20 protein-coding genes and 2 pseudogenes are annotated in these 17,618 nt (G+C 50.3%); 1 reads left to right on the forward strand and 21 read right to left on the reverse strand.

The features are described 5' to 3' along the window. Positions 1–150: 150 nt before the first annotated feature. Genes H8S55_RS13300 through H8S55_RS13310 form a run of 3 tightly spaced genes read right to left on the reverse strand, consistent with a single transcriptional unit; the run spans position 151 to position 966 of the window. On the reverse strand, positions 151–447 hold the full coding sequence (locus H8S55_RS13300) for a DUF3847 domain-containing protein (RefSeq protein WP_009296086.1): 297 nt from the start codon (positions 445–447) through the stop codon (positions 151–153). Further along, positions 440–781, reverse strand: coding sequence for a replication initiator protein A (locus H8S55_RS13305; RefSeq protein WP_003020305.1), 342 nt, complete (start codon positions 779–781; stop codon positions 440–442). Before H8S55_RS13305 ends, H8S55_RS13300 begins: the two co-directional genes overlap by 8 nt. Then, a complete protein-coding gene (locus H8S55_RS13310) occupies positions 778–966 on the reverse strand; it encodes a hypothetical protein (protein ID WP_020989947.1) in 189 nt (62 codons plus the stop codon). Before H8S55_RS13310 ends, H8S55_RS13305 begins: the two co-directional genes overlap by 4 nt. 483 nt (positions 967–1,449) lie before the next feature. Between H8S55_RS13310 and H8S55_RS13315 the strand changes: the two genes are divergently transcribed. After that, positions 1,450–2,256 carry a helix-turn-helix domain-containing protein gene (locus H8S55_RS13315; protein WP_075877043.1) on the forward strand — a complete coding sequence of 269 codons (807 nt, stop codon included), beginning with the start codon at positions 1,450–1,452 and terminating at the stop codon, positions 2,254–2,256. A 117-nt stretch (positions 2,257–2,373) separates the two neighbouring features. On the opposite strand, the gene H8S55_RS13320 is transcribed toward H8S55_RS13315, so the two are convergent. The 18 genes and pseudogenes from H8S55_RS13320 to H8S55_RS13405 all read right to left on the reverse strand — a co-directional run. Beyond that, a complete protein-coding gene (locus H8S55_RS13320) occupies positions 2,374–2,865 on the reverse strand; it encodes a nucleotidyltransferase domain-containing protein (protein ID WP_009266803.1) in 492 nt (163 codons plus the stop codon). Between the two features lie 51 nt (positions 2,866–2,916). After that, entirely contained in the window at positions 2,917–3,294 is a 378-nt protein-coding gene (locus H8S55_RS13325) for a TnpV protein (protein WP_075877044.1), read from the reverse strand. Continuing rightward, positions 3,254–3,616 (reverse strand): helix-turn-helix domain-containing protein, encoded by a 363-nt coding sequence (locus H8S55_RS13330; RefSeq protein WP_366468040.1) that lies wholly within the window; start codon positions 3,614–3,616, stop codon positions 3,254–3,256. Before H8S55_RS13330 ends, H8S55_RS13325 begins: the two co-directional genes overlap by 41 nt. Positions 3,617–3,806: 190 nt before the next feature. Beyond that, positions 3,807–5,417 carry a recombinase family protein gene (locus tag H8S55_RS13335; RefSeq protein WP_005921270.1) on the reverse strand — a complete coding sequence of 537 codons (1,611 nt, stop codon included), beginning with the start codon at positions 5,415–5,417 and terminating at the stop codon, positions 3,807–3,809. Between the two features lie 111 nt (positions 5,418–5,528). After that, the gene (locus tag H8S55_RS13340; protein WP_002569233.1) at positions 5,529–5,717 is read right to left on the reverse strand and encodes a transposon-encoded TnpW family protein; all 189 of its coding nucleotides are present in this window, start codon (positions 5,715–5,717) and stop codon (positions 5,529–5,531) included. Next, a complete protein-coding gene (locus tag H8S55_RS13345) occupies positions 5,714–6,571 on the reverse strand; it encodes an ATP-binding protein (protein ID WP_015513106.1) in 858 nt (285 codons plus the stop codon). Before H8S55_RS13345 ends, H8S55_RS13340 begins: the two co-directional genes overlap by 4 nt. Then, positions 6,568–7,311 (reverse strand): phage replisome organizer N-terminal domain-containing protein, encoded by a 744-nt coding sequence (locus H8S55_RS13350; protein ID WP_117506247.1) that lies wholly within the window; start codon positions 7,309–7,311, stop codon positions 6,568–6,570. The genes H8S55_RS13345 and H8S55_RS13350 overlap by 4 nt, the downstream gene beginning before the upstream one ends. Further along, a complete protein-coding gene (locus tag H8S55_RS13355; RefSeq protein WP_082424996.1) occupies positions 7,301–7,513 on the reverse strand; it encodes a hypothetical protein in 213 nt (70 codons plus the stop codon). Before H8S55_RS13355 ends, H8S55_RS13350 begins: the two co-directional genes overlap by 11 nt. A 184-nt stretch (positions 7,514–7,697) precedes the next feature. Then, complete coding sequence (locus H8S55_RS13360) at positions 7,698–9,320, reverse strand: relaxase/mobilization nuclease domain-containing protein (protein WP_117931754.1); 1,623 nt, start codon at positions 9,318–9,320, stop codon at positions 7,698–7,700. Then, entirely contained in the window at positions 9,292–9,690 is a 399-nt protein-coding gene (locus tag H8S55_RS13365) for a plasmid mobilization protein (protein WP_117621966.1), read from the reverse strand. Before H8S55_RS13365 ends, H8S55_RS13360 begins: the two co-directional genes overlap by 29 nt. Positions 9,691–10,278: 588 nt before the next feature. Continuing rightward, positions 10,279–10,464, reverse strand: coding sequence for a helix-turn-helix domain-containing protein (locus H8S55_RS13370; RefSeq protein WP_033523206.1), 186 nt, complete (start codon positions 10,462–10,464; stop codon positions 10,279–10,281). Between the two features lie 18 nt (positions 10,465–10,482). Beyond that, on the reverse strand, positions 10,483–10,905 hold the full coding sequence (locus tag H8S55_RS13375) for a sigma-70 RNA polymerase sigma factor region 4 domain-containing protein (protein ID WP_002586616.1): 423 nt from the start codon (positions 10,903–10,905) through the stop codon (positions 10,483–10,485). Between the two features lie 171 nt (positions 10,906–11,076). Continuing rightward, positions 11,077–11,844: a class I SAM-dependent methyltransferase gene (locus H8S55_RS13380; protein ID WP_002586626.1), complete on the reverse strand. Its 768-nt coding sequence runs from the start codon at positions 11,842–11,844 to the stop codon at positions 11,077–11,079. A 50-nt stretch (positions 11,845–11,894) separates the two neighbouring features. Continuing rightward, positions 11,895–13,814 carry a tetracycline resistance ribosomal protection protein Tet(W) gene (tet(W), locus tag H8S55_RS13385; RefSeq protein ID WP_002586627.1) on the reverse strand — a complete coding sequence of 640 codons (1,920 nt, stop codon included), beginning with the start codon at positions 13,812–13,814 and terminating at the stop codon, positions 11,895–11,897. Positions 13,815–14,484: 670 nt separating this feature from the next. After that, a pseudogene (locus tag H8S55_RS13390) lies at positions 14,485–14,613 on the reverse strand (Maff2 family mobile element protein); the annotation flags it as partial. Positions 14,614–14,709: 96 nt separating this feature from the next. Continuing rightward, positions 14,710–15,597: pseudogene (locus H8S55_RS13395) on the reverse strand (VirD4-like conjugal transfer protein, CD1115 family); the annotation flags it as partial. Positions 15,598–15,638: 41 nt separating this feature from the next. Beyond that, positions 15,639–15,797 (reverse strand): transposon-encoded TnpW family protein, encoded by a 159-nt coding sequence (locus tag H8S55_RS13400; RefSeq protein WP_002596227.1) that lies wholly within the window; start codon positions 15,795–15,797, stop codon positions 15,639–15,641. A gap of 142 nt (positions 15,798–15,939) precedes the next feature. Beyond that, positions 15,940–17,618: AAA family ATPase (locus tag H8S55_RS13405; RefSeq protein WP_186879317.1), on the reverse strand; the 1,679-nt coding region annotated here is incomplete at its 5' end.

Below are 17,618 nucleotides of genomic sequence, written 5' to 3' on the forward strand. Positions count from 1 at the left end.
CTGGCGACAGCCAGCGCAGGGGAAGCGTAGCGTCCCCTGTATGATTTGGAGCAGACCATGACTGCGGAAAATCACAGCCCTCCGGCGAGGAGCCTTCGGAGAACGCAATGCACCAACCTCTGGGTGGTGTATAATTGCGCCCTTAGTAAACTAAGGGGTTTCCGGCTTCTCCCGTTCCAGCATTTTTTTCAATAGTTCCTGCGTGTCCTGTCTGTGAAAAATGAGTTTCAACAACAGCATGACATCATCATCTGTCAGGCGTTCCGGCTCTTGCAGAAAACTTTCCAGCATACCGCCACGGGTACAGAGCCGGTGTGTCCGTTCCTTTCGGGTAAGCTGCTTTAACTGGTGCTGCAATGCCTTTTCATCATTGATAGCTTTCCGCAGTTTCTTTTCGCTTTTCTCCAGCTCCCGGTTGAGCTTTTCCAGCTTTGAGGTATCAGGCAAGGGCGGCGTCCTCCTTTCCCGGTATCAGCACATAAATCCTATTCGGTTCTCCCACGCCCTGACGCACCCGCATGATAAGTCCGGCGGTTTCCAGTTCATTCAAAGAACGCTTGACCGTCATGGGGCTGCGGGACAGGACTGCGGCAATGGCTGTAACAGGGAAGCAAACAAACAGGATTCCGTTCTCGTCCTCCTGCCCTTTGGAGAGCATAGCGTCCAACATCCGGCAGTACATAACCTTTGCGGTGCTGCTAACTGGAAACCCTGTCAACGCTCTGGGAAATGGCATACATGGCGGCAATGGTGTGTCTATCGTCATAAATTCAAAATTCATTCTGTGTGTTCCTCCTTTTTCTTTGCTCGTTTGGATAAATAACGGGGGCAGTCAATCACAACCGCCCGGAAGCTCTGCTTGCACCCATGCTGGCATTTCCGGCATAATTCGTTGTAAGTGACACGCCCCCGGTCATTGAGGTAAAAGGAAAGCTCATACTTCCTCTTTTTGCTCATTCTCGGCATATTGCGCTTCCTCCCGTTTTAGTGTATGGTTTCGGGGCGCTTTTCGGCGAAATTACGGTCATAGAGCCGCTTAAAATCTCCCGAAGTATCAGCGATAGGGTAGACTATCCCCCTATCAGATTGTCGTGTTTCGGTATCATTTCGGTGTCAGTTCGCCAGTTCTCCCTGGTGTCGTTCCTCCCCTGAATCTCACAGCGGCGTATTGCTCCCTTTGGTACGCTCGTTTTGGTCAGGATTCCTCCACATCCCTGCCAAAAGTCATGGCACTACATCGCCGGGGAAGCATATCCCACACAGGCTGGTCATTCGATTGGAATAATCCATCGATGAACTACCTGTATCATAGAACATTTTTGTACCCTGTGCCGTATGTCCACAAAGTAGGAATTAAGGGTAAAAATCAGAAATTTCCACGATTGCGGAAAGTGTGATATAATCCAGTTAAGCGGCAGCAATCAAACCGCCGGAAAGGAGCGTGTGCCCATGAAAGGAGCGACAAGCATACAGGAACGCCTTTGGGAACTCCGCAAGGACAAAGGCTTAAATCTGGAAGAATTATCAGAGTTGACGGGTATTTCCAAATCAGCTCTTGGAAGTTATGAAAAAGAGGATTATAAGGAAATCAATCATGGCAACCTTATCGCGCTGGCAGACTTCTATGGAGTTTCCGTTGATTATCTGCTGTGCCGGACAGAGAACAGGGAGCAGATCAACACGCCACTAACAGAGCTGCATTTGAATGATGAGATGGTCGCACTTCTGAAAAGCGGTCGGATTAACAACCGTCTGCTCTGTGAGCTTGCCACACATAAAGATTTTATCAAGTTTCTTGCAGATATTGAGATTTATGTGGACGGGATTGCCACCATGCAGATTCAAAACCTCAACGCCCTTGTCGATACCGTCCGGCATGAAATCATTGAACGGTATCGCCCCGGCGAAGATGACCCGCATTTGAAGGTGCTGCAAGCTGCCCATATCAGCGATGATGAGTATTTCAGCCACATGGTTCTGGATGACCTCAACCGGATTATCCGTGATATTCGGGAAGCCCACAAAAAGGACAGTGAGAGTGCGCCCCAGACCACTGTTGCCGATGAACTGAAAGAAAATCTGGAAGCGGTCGAAAATTTCAAGGGCAGCCGGGATGAAAAGTTGGTTGTCCTTTACTGCAAGCAGCTCGGCATCAACTATAAAAATCTGTCAGACGAAGAATTTCGCTGGCTGATTCGGATTCTCAAAAAATCAAAGAAAATGGGAACGCCTATCAGCCAGAGGAAAAAAAGGTAAGGAAAAACCGCTGTTGCATGGTTTGTTGGCTCCCATGTAGCAGCGGTTTGTGCTGTGGTTATTCAGTTAAAATTTCAAAGCGATAAAGTGGAATTTATCTTAGAAATTACAGCAATGTTATTTTGATAAACTTTCAAGAATTGAAATATCATGCTTATCTTTATCTCTTAATTCATAACCTGAGTGGAAAACTCTTTGACCTTTTAAGGATATACAAGGAATTGTTTTTCCTTCAAAAAAAGCACTACCAAAGTAATCTTTTTCAAACTCATACCAGCCACCCTCTAAATCAGCTTGTTTTGAAGTTCCGTCCTCATTTAAAACGAACGGGTGAATGTCTAAGTAACCAAGTTCATCACTATATAACTCTATTCTAACCGGTTTCCAGTCTGTATCAATTTTATAGCCCAGATTCAAAAGCACATTTAACAATTTTTCCGTATGTTGAGCATCAAAATTTATATCTATATCTCTATGAATTCTTGTTTGTTTACCAGCTAAAATATCTACACCCCATCCGCCATCCAACCAGTATGTAATTCCAGTATTTTCGAATAATTCTATTACTTTCATTAAATCTTCTTTTGTTGTTATTTCTTTTCTACCCATACAAAGTCTCCTTTACAACTTCTAATTTGTAATAATCATTCTACCATACCGTTATGAATAAATCATCTCATGCAAAACAATTTCTTCTGCCCGGTTGTGAATGTTATTGCAACGCTGCACCCATTCCATTTGACAGGTACGCTTTAATTCCTCTGTCACGCCCTCGGCAGCTTTCAGCTGTTCCATGATAGTGTCTGACCGTTCCTGTGCCTGTTCGTTCATGTCTACAAGATATGTCCACAATTCTCCGGTCAGTATCAATGTATTCAATCTGGATGGGTGGACTTCTCTTAAATATTCCCGGTGCATCCGTCCATACTTTCCGATGGGGCGGTGTTCTTCCGGAAGTTTCAAATCCGGGATGTAGTAATCTCCGACAAGGATATAGTCAATTCTGTTTTCTGTTATTCTTGGTTTCAATTCGCTCATGTTCCTTACCTCCTGTGGAAGCAGGCTCGTCTGATACTAACTCAATCACATCGGTAATCTCACAATTCAGGGCTTCGCAGATACGGGCTAATGTGTCCATGCTGATGTGCTTTCCCTCTTTGCTCATGTTGGCAATCATATTCGTTGTCATACCAGCGGCAAGCCTTAAATCCTCTTTCCTCATATCACGCTCTAACAGTGTGTGCCAGAGTGGTTTATAGCTGATGTGCATATTGTTTTCCTGCCTTTCTATCCATACCACCGGGGCGGCTGCCCCGGCAGGAACTTTTCTCTTATTATAACACCAATCTTGTGAAATCACAATTTATTCTTGTATCCTGCCGCTGATACCGTCTGGATTGGCTTTTCCTTTCTTTTTGTTCCCTTTAATTAGCCATGAACTGTTTCATGCCCTGGGACTTTATTGATGTGTGATAAAGAAGCAATAGAAGTGTAAAAAATTTTGCCGTTCCTATCCGGCACTTGCGCATTGTGTCGGATAGGTCGGGCGGTTATTCGGGCAAGTCCACCTTGCCAACAAAAGAATAATAAATCTCAATGTCCTGTCTGCGGGTCTTGTTCTCGTCATAGCTGCACTCATGCACAACAATTTTCTCTACAAACTCCCGCAGCAGAGTAGGGGTAAGTTCTTCAAAGCTGGTATGCCGCCGGACAACATTCATAAACTTTTCTGCGTTCACGGTGGCTTCCTGTGCTTTGGAAAGCTCCGCTTGGATAGCGGCGGCTCTTTCTTTCAGTTCCCGTTGCTCTGCTTCATAGTCTGCCGACAGCTCTGTGAAACGCTCGTCTGATATGCGCCCGGTCACGCTGTCCTCATACAGCCGCTTGAAGATAGCGGATAACTCGGCTATGCGTTTCTCGGCGGCTTCCAGTTCCTTTTTCTTGGCGGCGTTCCTGCGCTTGCCCCCGTCCTCGTTCTGCTCAATCAAGAGCTTCATAAACCGGGCTTCATGCTTTGCCGCATAGCTTGTCACTTTCCGCAGATTGGAGAGTACACCGGCGGTCAAGAGGTCGGTGCGGATAAAGTGCGCCGTACAGTCATGGGTGCGTTTCTTGTAGTTGCCGCAGATATAACAGTCCTGCTTGCGCTTGTCTGTCTGGTATCGCTGCTGATACATGACGCTGCCGCAGTCCGCACAGAACAGTATGCCGGAGAACAAGCCCACTTCATCATAGCGGTTGGGGCGTTTGCGCTGCTTGCGAAGCTCCTGCACCCGTTCCCATGTTTGCGTGTCTATGATAGGCTCGTGGTGGTTCTCGAAAATCACTTGCTTTTCCGGGGAATTTTCTACACTGTGCTTGACTTTGTAAGAAAGTTTTTCTGTCTTGAAGTTTACCAGACAGCCCGTGTATTCCCGGTTTTCAAGGATATGCACAACGGTATTGGTCGCCCACTTGCACTCATAGCCGGGGTGGTAGCGGCGGGTGCTGCCCGTCCTGCGGTATTCCAGCGTTCCCGGCGTGGGGATTTGCTGCTCTGTGAGCATACGGGCTATCTTGGTCGGACCATTCCCGGCAAGGCAGAAATTGTATATCTGCTTGACTACGGGTGCAGCTTCCTCGTCAATGATGAAATTTTCGTCCTCGTCCATGAGGTAGCCATACACAGGCTTGCTTGTGATAGGCTTGCCACTCATGCCTTTTGAGCGTTTCACTGCTTTGATTTTCTTGCTCGTATCTCTCACCAGCCATTCGTTAAAGATATTCCGCAGCGGGGCAAAATCATTGTCGCCCTGTGCGCTGTCCACTCCGTCATTGATAGCGATGAAGCGGACACCTTTCTGTGGGAAAATCATTTCCGTGTACATTCCCACTTGCAGGTAGTTTCGCCCTAACCTCGACATATCCTTTACGATAACTGTCCCGACTTTTCCGGCTTCAATGTCCGCAAGCATGGCTTGAAAACCGGGTCTTTGAAAGTTCGCACCAGAATAACCGTCGTCCGTGTACCAGCGCAGATTGGAAAAGCCGTTCTGCTTTGCATAGGTTTCAAGGATACGCTTCTGATTGGAAATGGAATTGCTCTCGCCTTGCAGCTCGTCCTCATGGGAAAGTCTTGGGTAAAGGGCGGTAATTGGTTGTTGGTTGGTCTGTCTTAACATAAAATCCTCCGTTTCCGACAGCCAGCCCCACTATTCCGTACCTTGATTGTACCACATGGGGCGGCTGTCTGTATAGCGGCAAAAGCGTCAAATCTGCTTCTTTATGGTCGGTCAAATCGCCGTTTTTTGTGTAGCAGCTTCCGCTTCCAGCACTTTCATCATCTTGTCGGCTGCGGTGTCGGTTGCGCCCTGCTTGAAGAAGCCGGAAACGGTAAGGACGGAGTTGCCCATGCGGATTTCCGTTACACAGTCCGGGCGGCGGTCTGTTTTGGTGGTGCTTGTCTGTTTGGTTTCTGTCATAGGCTCTCCTTTCGCTGCTTCATCAGTTGCTTTAATCGTTCCAGCTTTTCCTGTGCGGTTTCCTTTCGGAAGTTGCTACCCGTGAAGCGGACGGGGGCGCACATGGAAGTCAGCCTGTCATAGATACGGGCGTGGGGCGTGTCCTGCGGGTGCTGCAATTCCTCCAGCGTGAGGTTGGTCGTGGCGATCAGCGGCTTGCCGCTTCGGTAACGGCTGTCAATCACGCTATAAACCTGTTCCAGCCCGTATTCTGTCCCTCGCTCCATACCGAAATCATCAAGTATCAGCAGGGGGTAGCTGCAAAGGCGGGAAATATACTCATTCCTGCCCTCAAAGCTGGCGGCAAGGTCATTGAGTATTGTTGCAAAGTTTGTCATGCAGACGGCAACCTCTTTTTCCATAAGGGCGTTGGCGATACAGGCGGCAAGGTAGCTTTTTCCTGTCCCCACGCCGCCCCAGAACAGGTAGCCGATATTTTCAGCCTGCATGGTTTCCCAGCTCTCCACATAAAAACGGGCGGTTGCGGTCTGCGGGTTTCTGCCGTTGTCATGCTCAAATGTCCAGTTCCGCATAGCAGGGTCGGTAAAGCCCCGGCGTTTCAAGTCCTCCACTGTTTCAAGGTGCTTCTGTCGGCTTTCAGCGGCTTCCCGTTTTTCACGGGCTGCCCGCTGGCAGTCGCACTCTGTCGGGTGTCGGTCATGCCCTAACCATTGGGCGGTTTCTTTTGAAAAATAGGCTTCTTTGGGCGTATGGCACTTGCCGCAGTATAAAAGCCCGTCCTCGCCTGTGTAGTCCTCCGCTTCGGCGGTAGTGGCTGTAATGTCCGTAATCATAGCTTCAATCCCGTTTCTCATAAGCTCTCGCCCTCCTTGCATGAATAATCGGGTATGCCTTTTTTCGGCGGTTTCTTGGCTTCGTCCTCCTGCGCCCACTTGTATATCGTGGCTGCATGGCTGCGGTATTTCGTTCCTTTGGACGCTATATGAGTAGATAAGCGGTCAATATAATACTCCCATTTGTCGGGCAGTTCCGCTTTCAGCTCGTCCAGTTCCGTATCGGAAAGAAAAACATTGTTGTATCTGCCATAGCTGCGGGCGGGGGCTTGTCCCGTTTCTAACTCTCTCTCTTTTTCTATCTCTATATCTATCTCTTTCTTTATCTCTATCTCTGGTGGACGAATGTCGGACAAATGTCCACCTTTTGTCCGGGGCGGTAAAAGTGCCTTGTTTTCCAGCCTTGCAGCCCGTTTTCTTTCGGCTTCGGTAGAGGATTGTCCTATCATCAGTTCAATATCGGTCATATAAAAAGTCCCGCTGTCAAGCTGCTCCACAAGCCCCAACTGCCGGAAAATCTCTAAAGCCCTCTCAACTGTCCCTATCTGGTGGCGGGTCAGTGTCGCTATCATCTGCGCTGTGTAGGGGATATGCTCGTCAAGCTGCAATTTCCCGCCGTTTTTCAGCGATTTTAAGTACAGCTTCAAGAGGATATTGGAATATAAAATCCCGTCTTTCATATCTTCCAGCAGCACAATGGAGTCGCTGTCAAAAAAGTTCTCTTTCAGCTTGAGGTAGTAATACTTGCGGTTATCTGCCATTGTCCCTGTCCTCCTTTTTCCGGCGTTTGGAGTAGTAGTGGGGGCAGAGTATGATAATCGCCCGGAAGCTCTGCTTGCAGCTATGGGTACAGCCCCGGCAGAGGTCGTTGTATGTGATACGGTCGCAGGTGGTATTCCCGACTTTTACTTGCCGCAGGAAAAAAGACCATTCCAGCCGCCGTTTCTTGCTCATTCTTGGCATGGGTGCGCTCCTTTCTGCCGTTTCCGCTGGTGTGGCGGTATCGGCGGTAATTCTGTATCATCTCGGTATCATTTTCGGGGTTTTTCTGCCCTGTAAGCCCGTTAAAAAATCCTTTGGTATTGCGGATAGGGTACGGGGCAGCCCCCTTGTTCTGTATGGGTTCGGGTACATTTTGGGGCGGTTTTTATCGCTCCTGTTCCTGCTTTTTCACAGGCTTGCGCTCCCGGCGTAAAATCTGGTCGATATTGCCCTTGACCGTCTGTAAGCGGCGGTATTCCTCCCGTTTTGCCCGGTAATCGTTGTAACCGCTGTTTTTCTCTTTGATAAGGGTTTCAATCTCTGCTTGCAGGGCTTTATAGCTCGGCAGCTTGGAAATGCCGTTCTCCCTAAAATAACGGGCGGCTGCGTCTGCTATGATAAAGTCGCTTTCGTGCTTCTGTCGGTAGGCTGCTTTTGCTTTGGTGTTTTTCTGCTGTTTCAGCCCGTCCCGGACAGGGCGGGTCTTGGAATAGGCAAGCACCTGCCGTTGCAGCTCCTTTTTCCCGTTCAGCGTCTTTTCCACCTGCTTCAGCTCTGTAAGGCTTTCCTGCATGGCGGCATAGGCGGCAGAACAGGCTTCGTCCAGTTCCTCCGGGGAAGAAAAGCCGTACTGCTGATAGGCGGTAACGGTAGCCGCCATTTGCTTTAGATTGTGCTTTGCCGCCCAGCGGTCATAGCCTACTCCCTTGCCCTCAGCTCGCTTGGCTTCCCGGTCAACCATGCGCTGCAAGGTGTTGTCTGCCGGGGTGGTTTTTGCGGCTTTTTCCTCCCGCAAGCGTTCCTTTTGGGTGTGTGGGTATTCGGGTATGGGTGTGGTCTTTTCGGCGGCTCTGCGGGCGTTCTGTGTAAGCAGGGCAAGGACAGTAGCCTTGTCAAAATCGTCCCCCAGCTTCCGGGCTGTGATAGGCTTTGTCCTGTCCGGCGTGAGGTAGGAAAGCCGCCCCCGGCTCTCCTTGACGGTCACACCCTCCCGCAGCAAAAGGGAAGAAAACTCGTCAAAGCTGCCAGCTTGGGAAAGTGCCTGCCGTATCGTCCGGCGCAGCTTCGCCTTGTCCGTTTCAAACTTGGTGGGCTTGGTCGGCTGTCCGGCGGCTTCTCTGACAGCATTCTCTTTATCAAGGGCAAGCTGCCCTTTCTTTGCCGCCCAGTATTCCCGTTCGGTTATCCGTTCCTTGCTGCCGTTCAAGAGGTCGATTTGGTAAAGCCCCTCCCGGTGGCACATCTCCATGACTTCACTCTTGAAATATTCCATAGCGGCATTGGTGCAGCGGTGCTTGCAGCCCTCCCGTGTGTCGGCTGGTCTGTCCATGTAGGGCAGAAGCGGGACTTCATAAATCCGCAGGGAGTTGATGACGATATGCACATGGATATTGCCGCTGTGGTTATGCCCGTCCGGGTGGGTGCATACAAGGGCTTGGTGTCCGGGGAAATGTGCCTTGCAGAACTGCTCGCCCAGCTCCTGCGCCCGGTCTACGGTCAAGCCGTTGTCTGTCCCGTCCCGTGGGTCAAAGCTGATGATATAGTGGTGGCTTTTCACATCTTCCCGTTTTTGGTTTTTCTCATAGCGGAGATTGGCTCGCATACAGGCAACGGCGAAATCCCCGTCCCCGCAGTTGAGGGAAGAAATGCGGTAATCCTCCCTCGGTATCAGCCGCCCGTTTTCATCAAGGGTGGGCTTCATGGTAAACTCGTCATGCTCAAATGTGAGATAGGCTTCCGCTGCGCCATAGTCGGCATTTTTAGAGCTGATATGTTTGAATGTTGCCAACAGCGTCACCCACTTTCTGCAAGACTTCAAACTTTAGGGCAGCAAGGTCGGAAACCGCCGCCCGTACTTCCCCGGCAAGCTGCGGATAGGGACTGTGCCACTCGTTCAGCGTCCGGGCTATCTGGTTTAAGTTGCCGCCTATTTTTCCGTATTCGGCGGTCAGCTTCCCGACAGCGGCAAGCAGCTCGTCGTTGACGGGGGAAACGGTTATGATGGGGCGTATGGTTGCCCCGGTTATGGCTTGCCGGATAAACTCGGCTTGGCTCATGTTGTAGGCAGAAAGCCTTTCCGCAAACTCGGCGTATTCTTCCTCGGTCATGCGTGTCTTGACTACCCGGCTGCGGTGCGGCGTGTTGTATCGTTTTCGCATGGTAAAACCTCCTTTCTGTGCGTGGTGTCCTCTCACTAATAGGAGAAAAACGGGGTGTGAAGCGGAACTGTTTTTGAAAAATCCGAAAAAATATTTTGAGGGATTTTTAAGCGGCGCAAGCCGCATAAGCAGGGTTTGGGGAAGGCACTCCCCAACAAGATTCCCGCAGGGGCAAAATGAGCGAAAAGCGAATTTTGGTACTGCGGTAGAATCTTGCTCTCCGTGACTGCAAACTTTCTCTCACTTCCGTCCGCCACTTTTTTGGAAAACTGCAACCACAAAAGTTTGTTTCTCTTTTTCTGCTACTACTAATCCTGTAAAGGGCATTCCTGCCCGCTTTCGCTAAAATGACACCGGACGCAGTGGTTTCTACCCGGTGTTGGAGAAATCCTTTCTCTTTGCCCTCTACTACGGGTAAATGCTCCAAATGCCAAACACCAGGGCAGAAAAATTCCCTCCTCGCTTACTACTACAACCGGCAGGGGGCAAAATGGCCGGGAGCGGAGCCGGACAACAAAAAAAGCAGTAAATCTTTTTCAAGACTTACTGCTTTCGCTGGCCGCGTCGGTGGCGGCTGGTATTCAGTTTTTATGACTTGTCCGGTGGTTCGTCAAGCCGGAACTTGAATTGACAGTCAATTAACCGCTGCTTTACATAGTCCTCCACCTCGGCGTTGACCTGCCCGTTCACTTTTGAGAAATAGCGGATATATCCGGCGTAGTGGAGCAGGACAGCGTTCACGGCTTCTGGGTCGCCCTCACGGGCTTTGAGGATTGTTTCATAGGGGAGAAGTCACTCATACCGGCTCACCCCCATTTCTTCGCGTAGCCGCTGCAAGGCAAGCTGGATATGCCGCCCCGCTGTGCTGCGTGACCGGCCAATACACGCGCCGATCACGCGCTGCGGCTGGCGCAGAAAGTAATAGCGCAGGATTTCTTCCCGCGTCTGCTCCGGCAAAACAGAGATCGCGTCGGCAAGGGCGGCGTTGCAGAGCAGGACGGTCTGACCGCAGACGGTAAATGGGTATTCCTCGTCCGGCTCCGACGCGGCAAACTGGACAAACTTCTCGTTCATCAGATAGTCAAGGGAAACTTGCCGTTCCCATTGCCGTTTAAGCTTCAAAATCTTGTCCAAGGCGGCACAGCGGATAACAGTCTTGCAAAAGGCGTTGTACCTGCGCTGGATATATTCTTGATAGGCTATCTGGTCGGTCATGGAAATTCCCCTTTCTGAATAATAGTGCGGGGCGGTGGCACTTCTTGCTGTCGCCCCTTGATTGCCTACCAGCAAAGGCGGGCGGGGCTGTCAACGGCTGCGCATATGCGCCGTTCATCTTGACCGTTGACTGGCTCGGCTGGGTTTGCTATTTACCCGACAAACTTGAATTTATTTTAAGCTATCACGTTTTACCTTCTTAAGCCTTACTATCATTACCATAGGAATTTCTTTGTTGGTTTTAAAACATTCTTCATAAAATCCATCAATGACAAATCCAGCTCTAAAACAAAGGTTAAAAATATCTTGTATGGAACGATGATAATAAATCTGCTCTTTCGGTTGCCCTTCAATCGCTATATCATAGTAACTGTGCGGTGTCATATATTTTTCAGTCAACGTGACAAAACAAGGGTGTTGCGTTGCAAAGACAAAAATTCCGCTTTCCTGCAACAGTTCATAAACAGCCATAAGAAGTGGTTCAATATCCGTAATATCCATAATTGCCATATTAGAAACTGCTTTCGTAAAGGCTCGATTTCTTTTTAATTCTAATATACTTTTTCTATCGGTCGCATCCGCCACACAAAATTCAATTTGTTTTGCATATTGTGATTGCCGTCTTTTAGCCAATTCTATCATTTTTTTGCTGTAATCAAAAGCGACAACCGAAGCGCCTCTTTGTGCAAGATACGAAGAATAATTTCCATTGCCACACGCAATATCCAAAATGTAATCCGCAGGATTAGGAGATAGAAGTTCCGTTACTTTGGGACGCACTACCTCTCTGTGAAATTCATTAGATTCGTCACCCATTGCATTATCCCAAAATTGTGCGTTCTCCTCCCAGATTTTTTTACTTTCCTCTGTTCCCATGTTCTCTCCCACTCCCCAAATTTGCTTTTTTGCTTCCATTAAATCTTCCTTACTATATTCCATTGTTACCCTCCATAACTTCTGATTGTTGCCGTCTTGACGATTATGTATCTTTACATTACCTTCTGAAACATATGGCGCACCTTGTCCAGGCGGCTGTTTGGACGGCGGGGCTGGATGACCGGCTGACCGACAGCGGCCTGATATCCTTTCAGCTCTGTAAGGCATACGCTCCGCCCGTTGGTGTAAAAGGCCAGATCAGTACGGTATGCCTGTATACAGCGGGCGGGAATCTCGCCAGTAAAGACAACTTCATCCTTTTTTACCTGGGCCGTTTCGATGGTGGCACAGTATTTCGGTGCATCATGATAAGCCCTGGAAAGGTATTCCTGGGGCGCATAGAGGATGAAGGAGAGATAAGGTTCCAGCAGCTGCGTCCCCGATTCCTTCAATGCCTGTTCCAATACAATCGGGGCCAATGAGCGGAAGTCCGCCGGCGTGCTGACCGGACTGTAATAAAGCCCGTATTCAAAGCAAATCTTACAGTCCGTTACGTTCCAGCCGAACAAGCCCTGCTCCAGCCCGTAACGGATACCATCCCTGACAGCGTTTTGAAAACTCTGGTTCAAGTATCCCAGCGAAACCCGGCTCTCGTATTGTACACCGGAGCCAAGCGAGAGTGGTGTAACAGACAGTCCTATGGATGCCCAAAACGGGTTGGGCGGCACCTCGATATGGATGGTGTGGCTGGCTGCTTTGAGCGGCCGCTCCATATAAATGACGGAGGGTTCCTTTACCACTGTTTCAAGCTTGTATTTTTCCGACAGCAAAGCGGAAACAACCTCCAACTGCACCCGGCCCAAAAAAGAAAGAATGATCTCATGGGTGATGGAATCCACTTCGCAACGCAAAAGCGGGTCAGTATCCGCAAGTTGCGTAAGAGCGTCCAGCAGCCGTTCTCTTTGCGCTGCCGTTTTCGGCGCAATCGTCGTCCGCAGCATGGGGAGGGGGTCCTCGCGCCACCTTTTACGAGGGAGCCGGGTTTGGTCCCCTAATACATCGTTTAACCTCACGCTGTCGCTGGGAAGGATAACAATTTCACCCTGATAAGCGGTGTCTGTCCGAACAATTTCCCCTTTGGATGGAATACGCATCTCTGTGATTTTCAGCTTTTCTCTCCCGGCCAGGGCCACCGTATCCCGCAGGCGCAGCGTTCCGCTGTATAACCGTAGATAGACACGCCGCTGGCCGCAATCGGTGTACTCAACCTTGAAAACGCTGCCGCATAGGGCGGCGCCCCCCTGTTCCCCAATCGGTTGGAACAGCCCTGTCACCGCATCCATCAACGGTTGAATGCCAAGGCCATTTTTGGCGCTGCCATGATAGACTGGGAACAGGGAGGCGTCTTGAACCCGCTGCTGTTCCTCCCGCGCAAGTTTTTCCCGGCTGATTGGTTCTCCTGCGATATACTTTTCCAATAATTCATCGTTATTTTCGATGACCGCATCCCATGCTTCTATGTCGGTATTTTCCTCCAGGACTATTTCCGGGGACAGCGACACCGTCTGCTTGATGATAATATCGGCGGAGAGCTTATCCCGAACAGACTGAACCACGCTCTGCAAATCAACGCCAGCCTGGTCGATCTTGTTGATAAAGATAACGGTGGGAATGTTCATTTTCCGCAGGGCATGGAACAGAATACGGGTCTGGGCCTGCACGCCATCTTTAGCGGAGATCACCAAGATGGCCCCATCTAAAACAGCCAAAGAGCGGTACACCTCCGCCAAAAAATCCATGTGGCCGGGCGTATCCACAATGTTAACTTTACATCTGTGCCACTGGAAGGAAGTGACTGCCGCTTGAATGGTAATCCCACGCTGCCGCTCCAAAAACATGGTGTCCGTCCTCGTTGTCCCTTTTTCGACGCTCCCCGGTTCTGAAATGGCTCCGCTGGCATATAGCAGGCTCTCCGTCAAGGTCGTCTTTCCAGCGTCTACATGGGCAAGAATTCCAATATTGATTATTTTCATGTGATTGTCCTCCCTTTACAGCCCCAAAGGGCATAAAAATCCCCAGCAGTAAAATACTTTTACCACTGGGGATTATAAGTTGCGGACATACACATATACAGCATACACCTGTTTGTGATTGCTGTTTTTGGGGATATGTCAAAATTGATAAGGCAAAAGTATTCTTAAATTGGGTACAAAAAACTAAGCCCCTACAAAAGGAGCTATCATAATCCTTTGTTCCCACTATTTGATTATAGTTTTATTTAAGAATACCTTGCCGCATATTTTTTACTCCTTTTCTGGATTAAATCATTGTATCACATAAGTTTATTATATCACATCAGTTTTAGGAAAGCAAGTACCTAAAAGAAATTTTTCTTCCCCTTATATGTAACAATCATACCGGCTTCCTAGCGTTCAGAATGTTTTCTGCTGTCTGCTGTGGTGTTTGGTTGGAATTGTCCAACCAAAAGCCGATCCGTGGTGTTGTCTGCATTTTACTAAATACAAATTCAATGTATACAGAAAGATATAAGGAGTGGGAGGGATTCCGCCGTAGTTGGCATTGTAGGAAAATCCAAAAGTTTAGATTTTCCCACAATGCTTATCTTTTGGTCTTTGGTTCGGAATAGTGTAGTGCTGGCGGTCTATCTCTTGTTTTCGGTTGCTTGCTTCCTTACCGTACATGAGCATTAGCGCCGGGGTTGTCCGAGCCGTAGCCCTCCAGCAGATTGACCACGCCCCACACGCCAAGGCCAGCACCGAGGGCGATCACAAGGGTCTGCAAAGTGGTGATGGCAGAAGCGAAAAACTGCATATAGCCTCCTATTCTCCGGGAACAAAGCCCCGGCCATGAAAAAAGCCGCCCTTGCGGGCGGCAGCCTGTTACTTCGAGACAAAATGTCCCAAAGCTCTATACAAAGGCGTCCGGGTCGTCGAGGTCGTCATAGTTGAGAATGTCCTCGTCCTCGTCTGTGATCGCCTCGTCCGGCACGGACACTTCGTACACCTCACATTCCTCGTTCATGCCCGGTCGCCTGCGGCGGTCAATGAGCCTGTCGAGGTCAAAGGCGTTTTTCACTTTATCGGCCTCCGCCGTAAAGCGATAATTGGGGTGCTGTTTCAAATCGTACTTCTTGGAATAGAACGGCGGCAGCCCTCGGAGCTGCAAAATGCACCGATCTCCGGGCATGGTGGCAAGCTCGCTTGAGGTCATCAGCTCCCGTCCGAGCCGCTGTGTGTTCTGGCTGTAACTTTCGGACTGTCCACGGGAGCGTCCCTCGGTCTGCATGGAGATGGTGGCCTTGCCCAGCCAGTTCTCGGAAATCTCTTTGATGGTGCTGGCCTCACGGCCACCGAGGAACAGAACGCTGTCCATGTTGCCGAGGATGGTTTCTGCGTTCTTATCGTAGATGGCCTTGCATTGGGCAAGCTGCTGATACAGCAGGCACAGGCTGATCTCACGGGAGCGGATGACTGCCACCAGCTTTTCCAAGTTTGGCACCTGCCCGGTGTTGGCCGCCTCGTCCCACAGCACCCGCACATGATGGGGCAGCCTGCCGCCGTGAACATTGTCCGCCCGTTCGCACAGGAGATTGAACATCTGCGAAAAGGCCAGCGCCACAAGGAAATTGTAGGTGCTGTCCGTGTCGCTGATGCAGAAGAAGGTCGCCGTCCGGCGATCTCCCATGCGGTCAAGCTCCAGTTCGTCATAGGACATGATCTCCCGGAGCTGGGGAATGTCAAAGGGAGCAAGCCGAGCGCCGCAGGAGATCAAAATGCTTTTGGCCGTCTTGCCAGAGACGAAAAGTCAAGGACTTTTTCATCAAATTCACAAAGAAGTCACATTTTGCGGACTTCCTCACGAAGCATACGCTTGATTTTGTCCTCCATTGTCTCCTTGGCGGTCTCGCTGAAATGCACACGGACGATATAGGTGGTCTTGCCAATCTGCTTTCTGACAGTAGGGCAAGTGGCGGTGTTGGTTGCGGTATTGTTCATTCAAAATCCTCCTGTAAATGAAAAATGCCCGGTGACTGTTCATCATCGGGCGGTGTCGGTATGAGGGAACAAGGCAAGGCGGCAATATTAAGGTATCTATAAAAACCTTGCCGTCTTTGCCACGCTTGCCGTGTTCCTGTTGTCAGTTGCGGAGATAGCAGACCCATACCGTACCGTCTTTCTCGGTCACAAGTCTGTCCCCGATACGGCTCTTTGCCGTTCTCATGGTGCGTGAGGAAATCCCACGCTCATTGACCGTCTTTTCCAGCTCTGCACTCGGCATACGCTTTCCATCTGCAAGCAGTTCCAAAATGAGCATTTGCGCCTGTGCGGTCTTGCTCTCGGTCTTGGCGGTGTCTGTCCCGGCAAGAAGCTCGTCGGCGGTAATGTCATAAGCCCCTATCCATTCAAAGCCTTTCTCGTCTCCCAGAGAAAAGGCAAGGGACTGTCCGGGCGGCGCAAGGGAGCTTTTCTCATGGATAAGCACCCTCGTTGTGGGACTGTCTTTCAGCTTTCCAATAAACAGTAGACTGCGGACAGCCGCCGTAATGTCGATAGACCCTAAGCCCCTGTAAGTGCTTTGTGTTCCTGCGGCTTTGTTGAGGTGTCCTATCAGCACGATAGCGCACCCGGTAGCCTGTGCAATGTCTCCCAGACTGCGGAAGATGGGACGGACTTCATTTGCCCGGTTCATGTCCACATCTGCGCCCAGAAACGCCTGCACCGGGTCAATGATAACCAGCCTTGCGTTGTTCTCTCGGATTGCCCTTGCTATGCGCTCATCGGCAAGGGTCAGCGGCGTGTCTCTATCGTCAATGACAAGCACTCGTTCAAGGTCTGCGTCCGCTTCCATCAGCCGGGGCTTGACGGTATCGCCCAAACCGTCCTCTGCGGTCTGATAGATGATATTGAAAGGCTCAAGGGTTTCCATACCGGGCAAGGGCTTTCGGTTGGTGCAAGCCGCCGCAAGACGCATGGCAAAGTAGGTCTTGCCCTCGCCGGGGTTGCCCTGTATGATCGTCAGCTTTCCAAAGGGGATATACGGAAACCATAGCCAATCCACGCTCGTCAGCTCCACATCTGCCATACGGAGCATGGGGACAGGCTGGGCGGTGGGCAGCTCTCGCAGCGTGATTGTCTCGGCTATGAATTTGCGGCTGGGAATGTCCCCTTGCTGACGGAGAACATCGTTCCAGTCTTTCCTTGCCGGGACAAGGCGAATGACGGCGATCTCGCCGGGAATGTCCTGTGCCAGCCGGGTGCAGGCTTCACTTCCTGCGGTGTCGCTGTCAAGGCAGAGGAACACTTTTCGGGTGTCCTTGCGTTCAGAAAGAAAACTGTCAAGGGCTTTGCCTGAAACGCCGCCCAGGGCAAGGTAGCTCCTTGTCTGCCAGTCCTGCGGATAAAGGCAGATAAAGGACAAAAGGTCAATCGGTGCTTCAAAGACAAAGAGCTGGTTGCCGTTTCCCTCATAGTGGAACGGATAGGATTTGTCAGACCCGGCAATGTCCTGTCTGAATGGGTCTGCCGTTCCTCGCACATGGGCGTATCTCGGCGTACCGCTTCGGTCTCTGCCGACAAACACAACATTGTGCCGCTTTGCGTCCTCGTAAATATCCCCGGAAAGAAGAAAAGCCTCAACCAGTTTCGGGTTGAGACCTCGGCTTTCTGTGAGATATTGGATTGCTCTGTCGGCTGTCCTGTTGTGCAAGGGCAAGTGGAACGCTGTGGGCGGTGCTGTGGTGGCTTCGGTCTGTCCCTCGCCGTTTTCGCCTGTCAACATCTGGACGGCTTCGGGAAAGGACTTGCCGTAAAACTCTA

It is taken from the genome of Flintibacter faecis, from assembly GCF_014287875.1.
Lineage (GTDB): Bacteria > Bacillota > Clostridia > Oscillospirales > Oscillospiraceae > Lawsonibacter > Lawsonibacter faecis_A.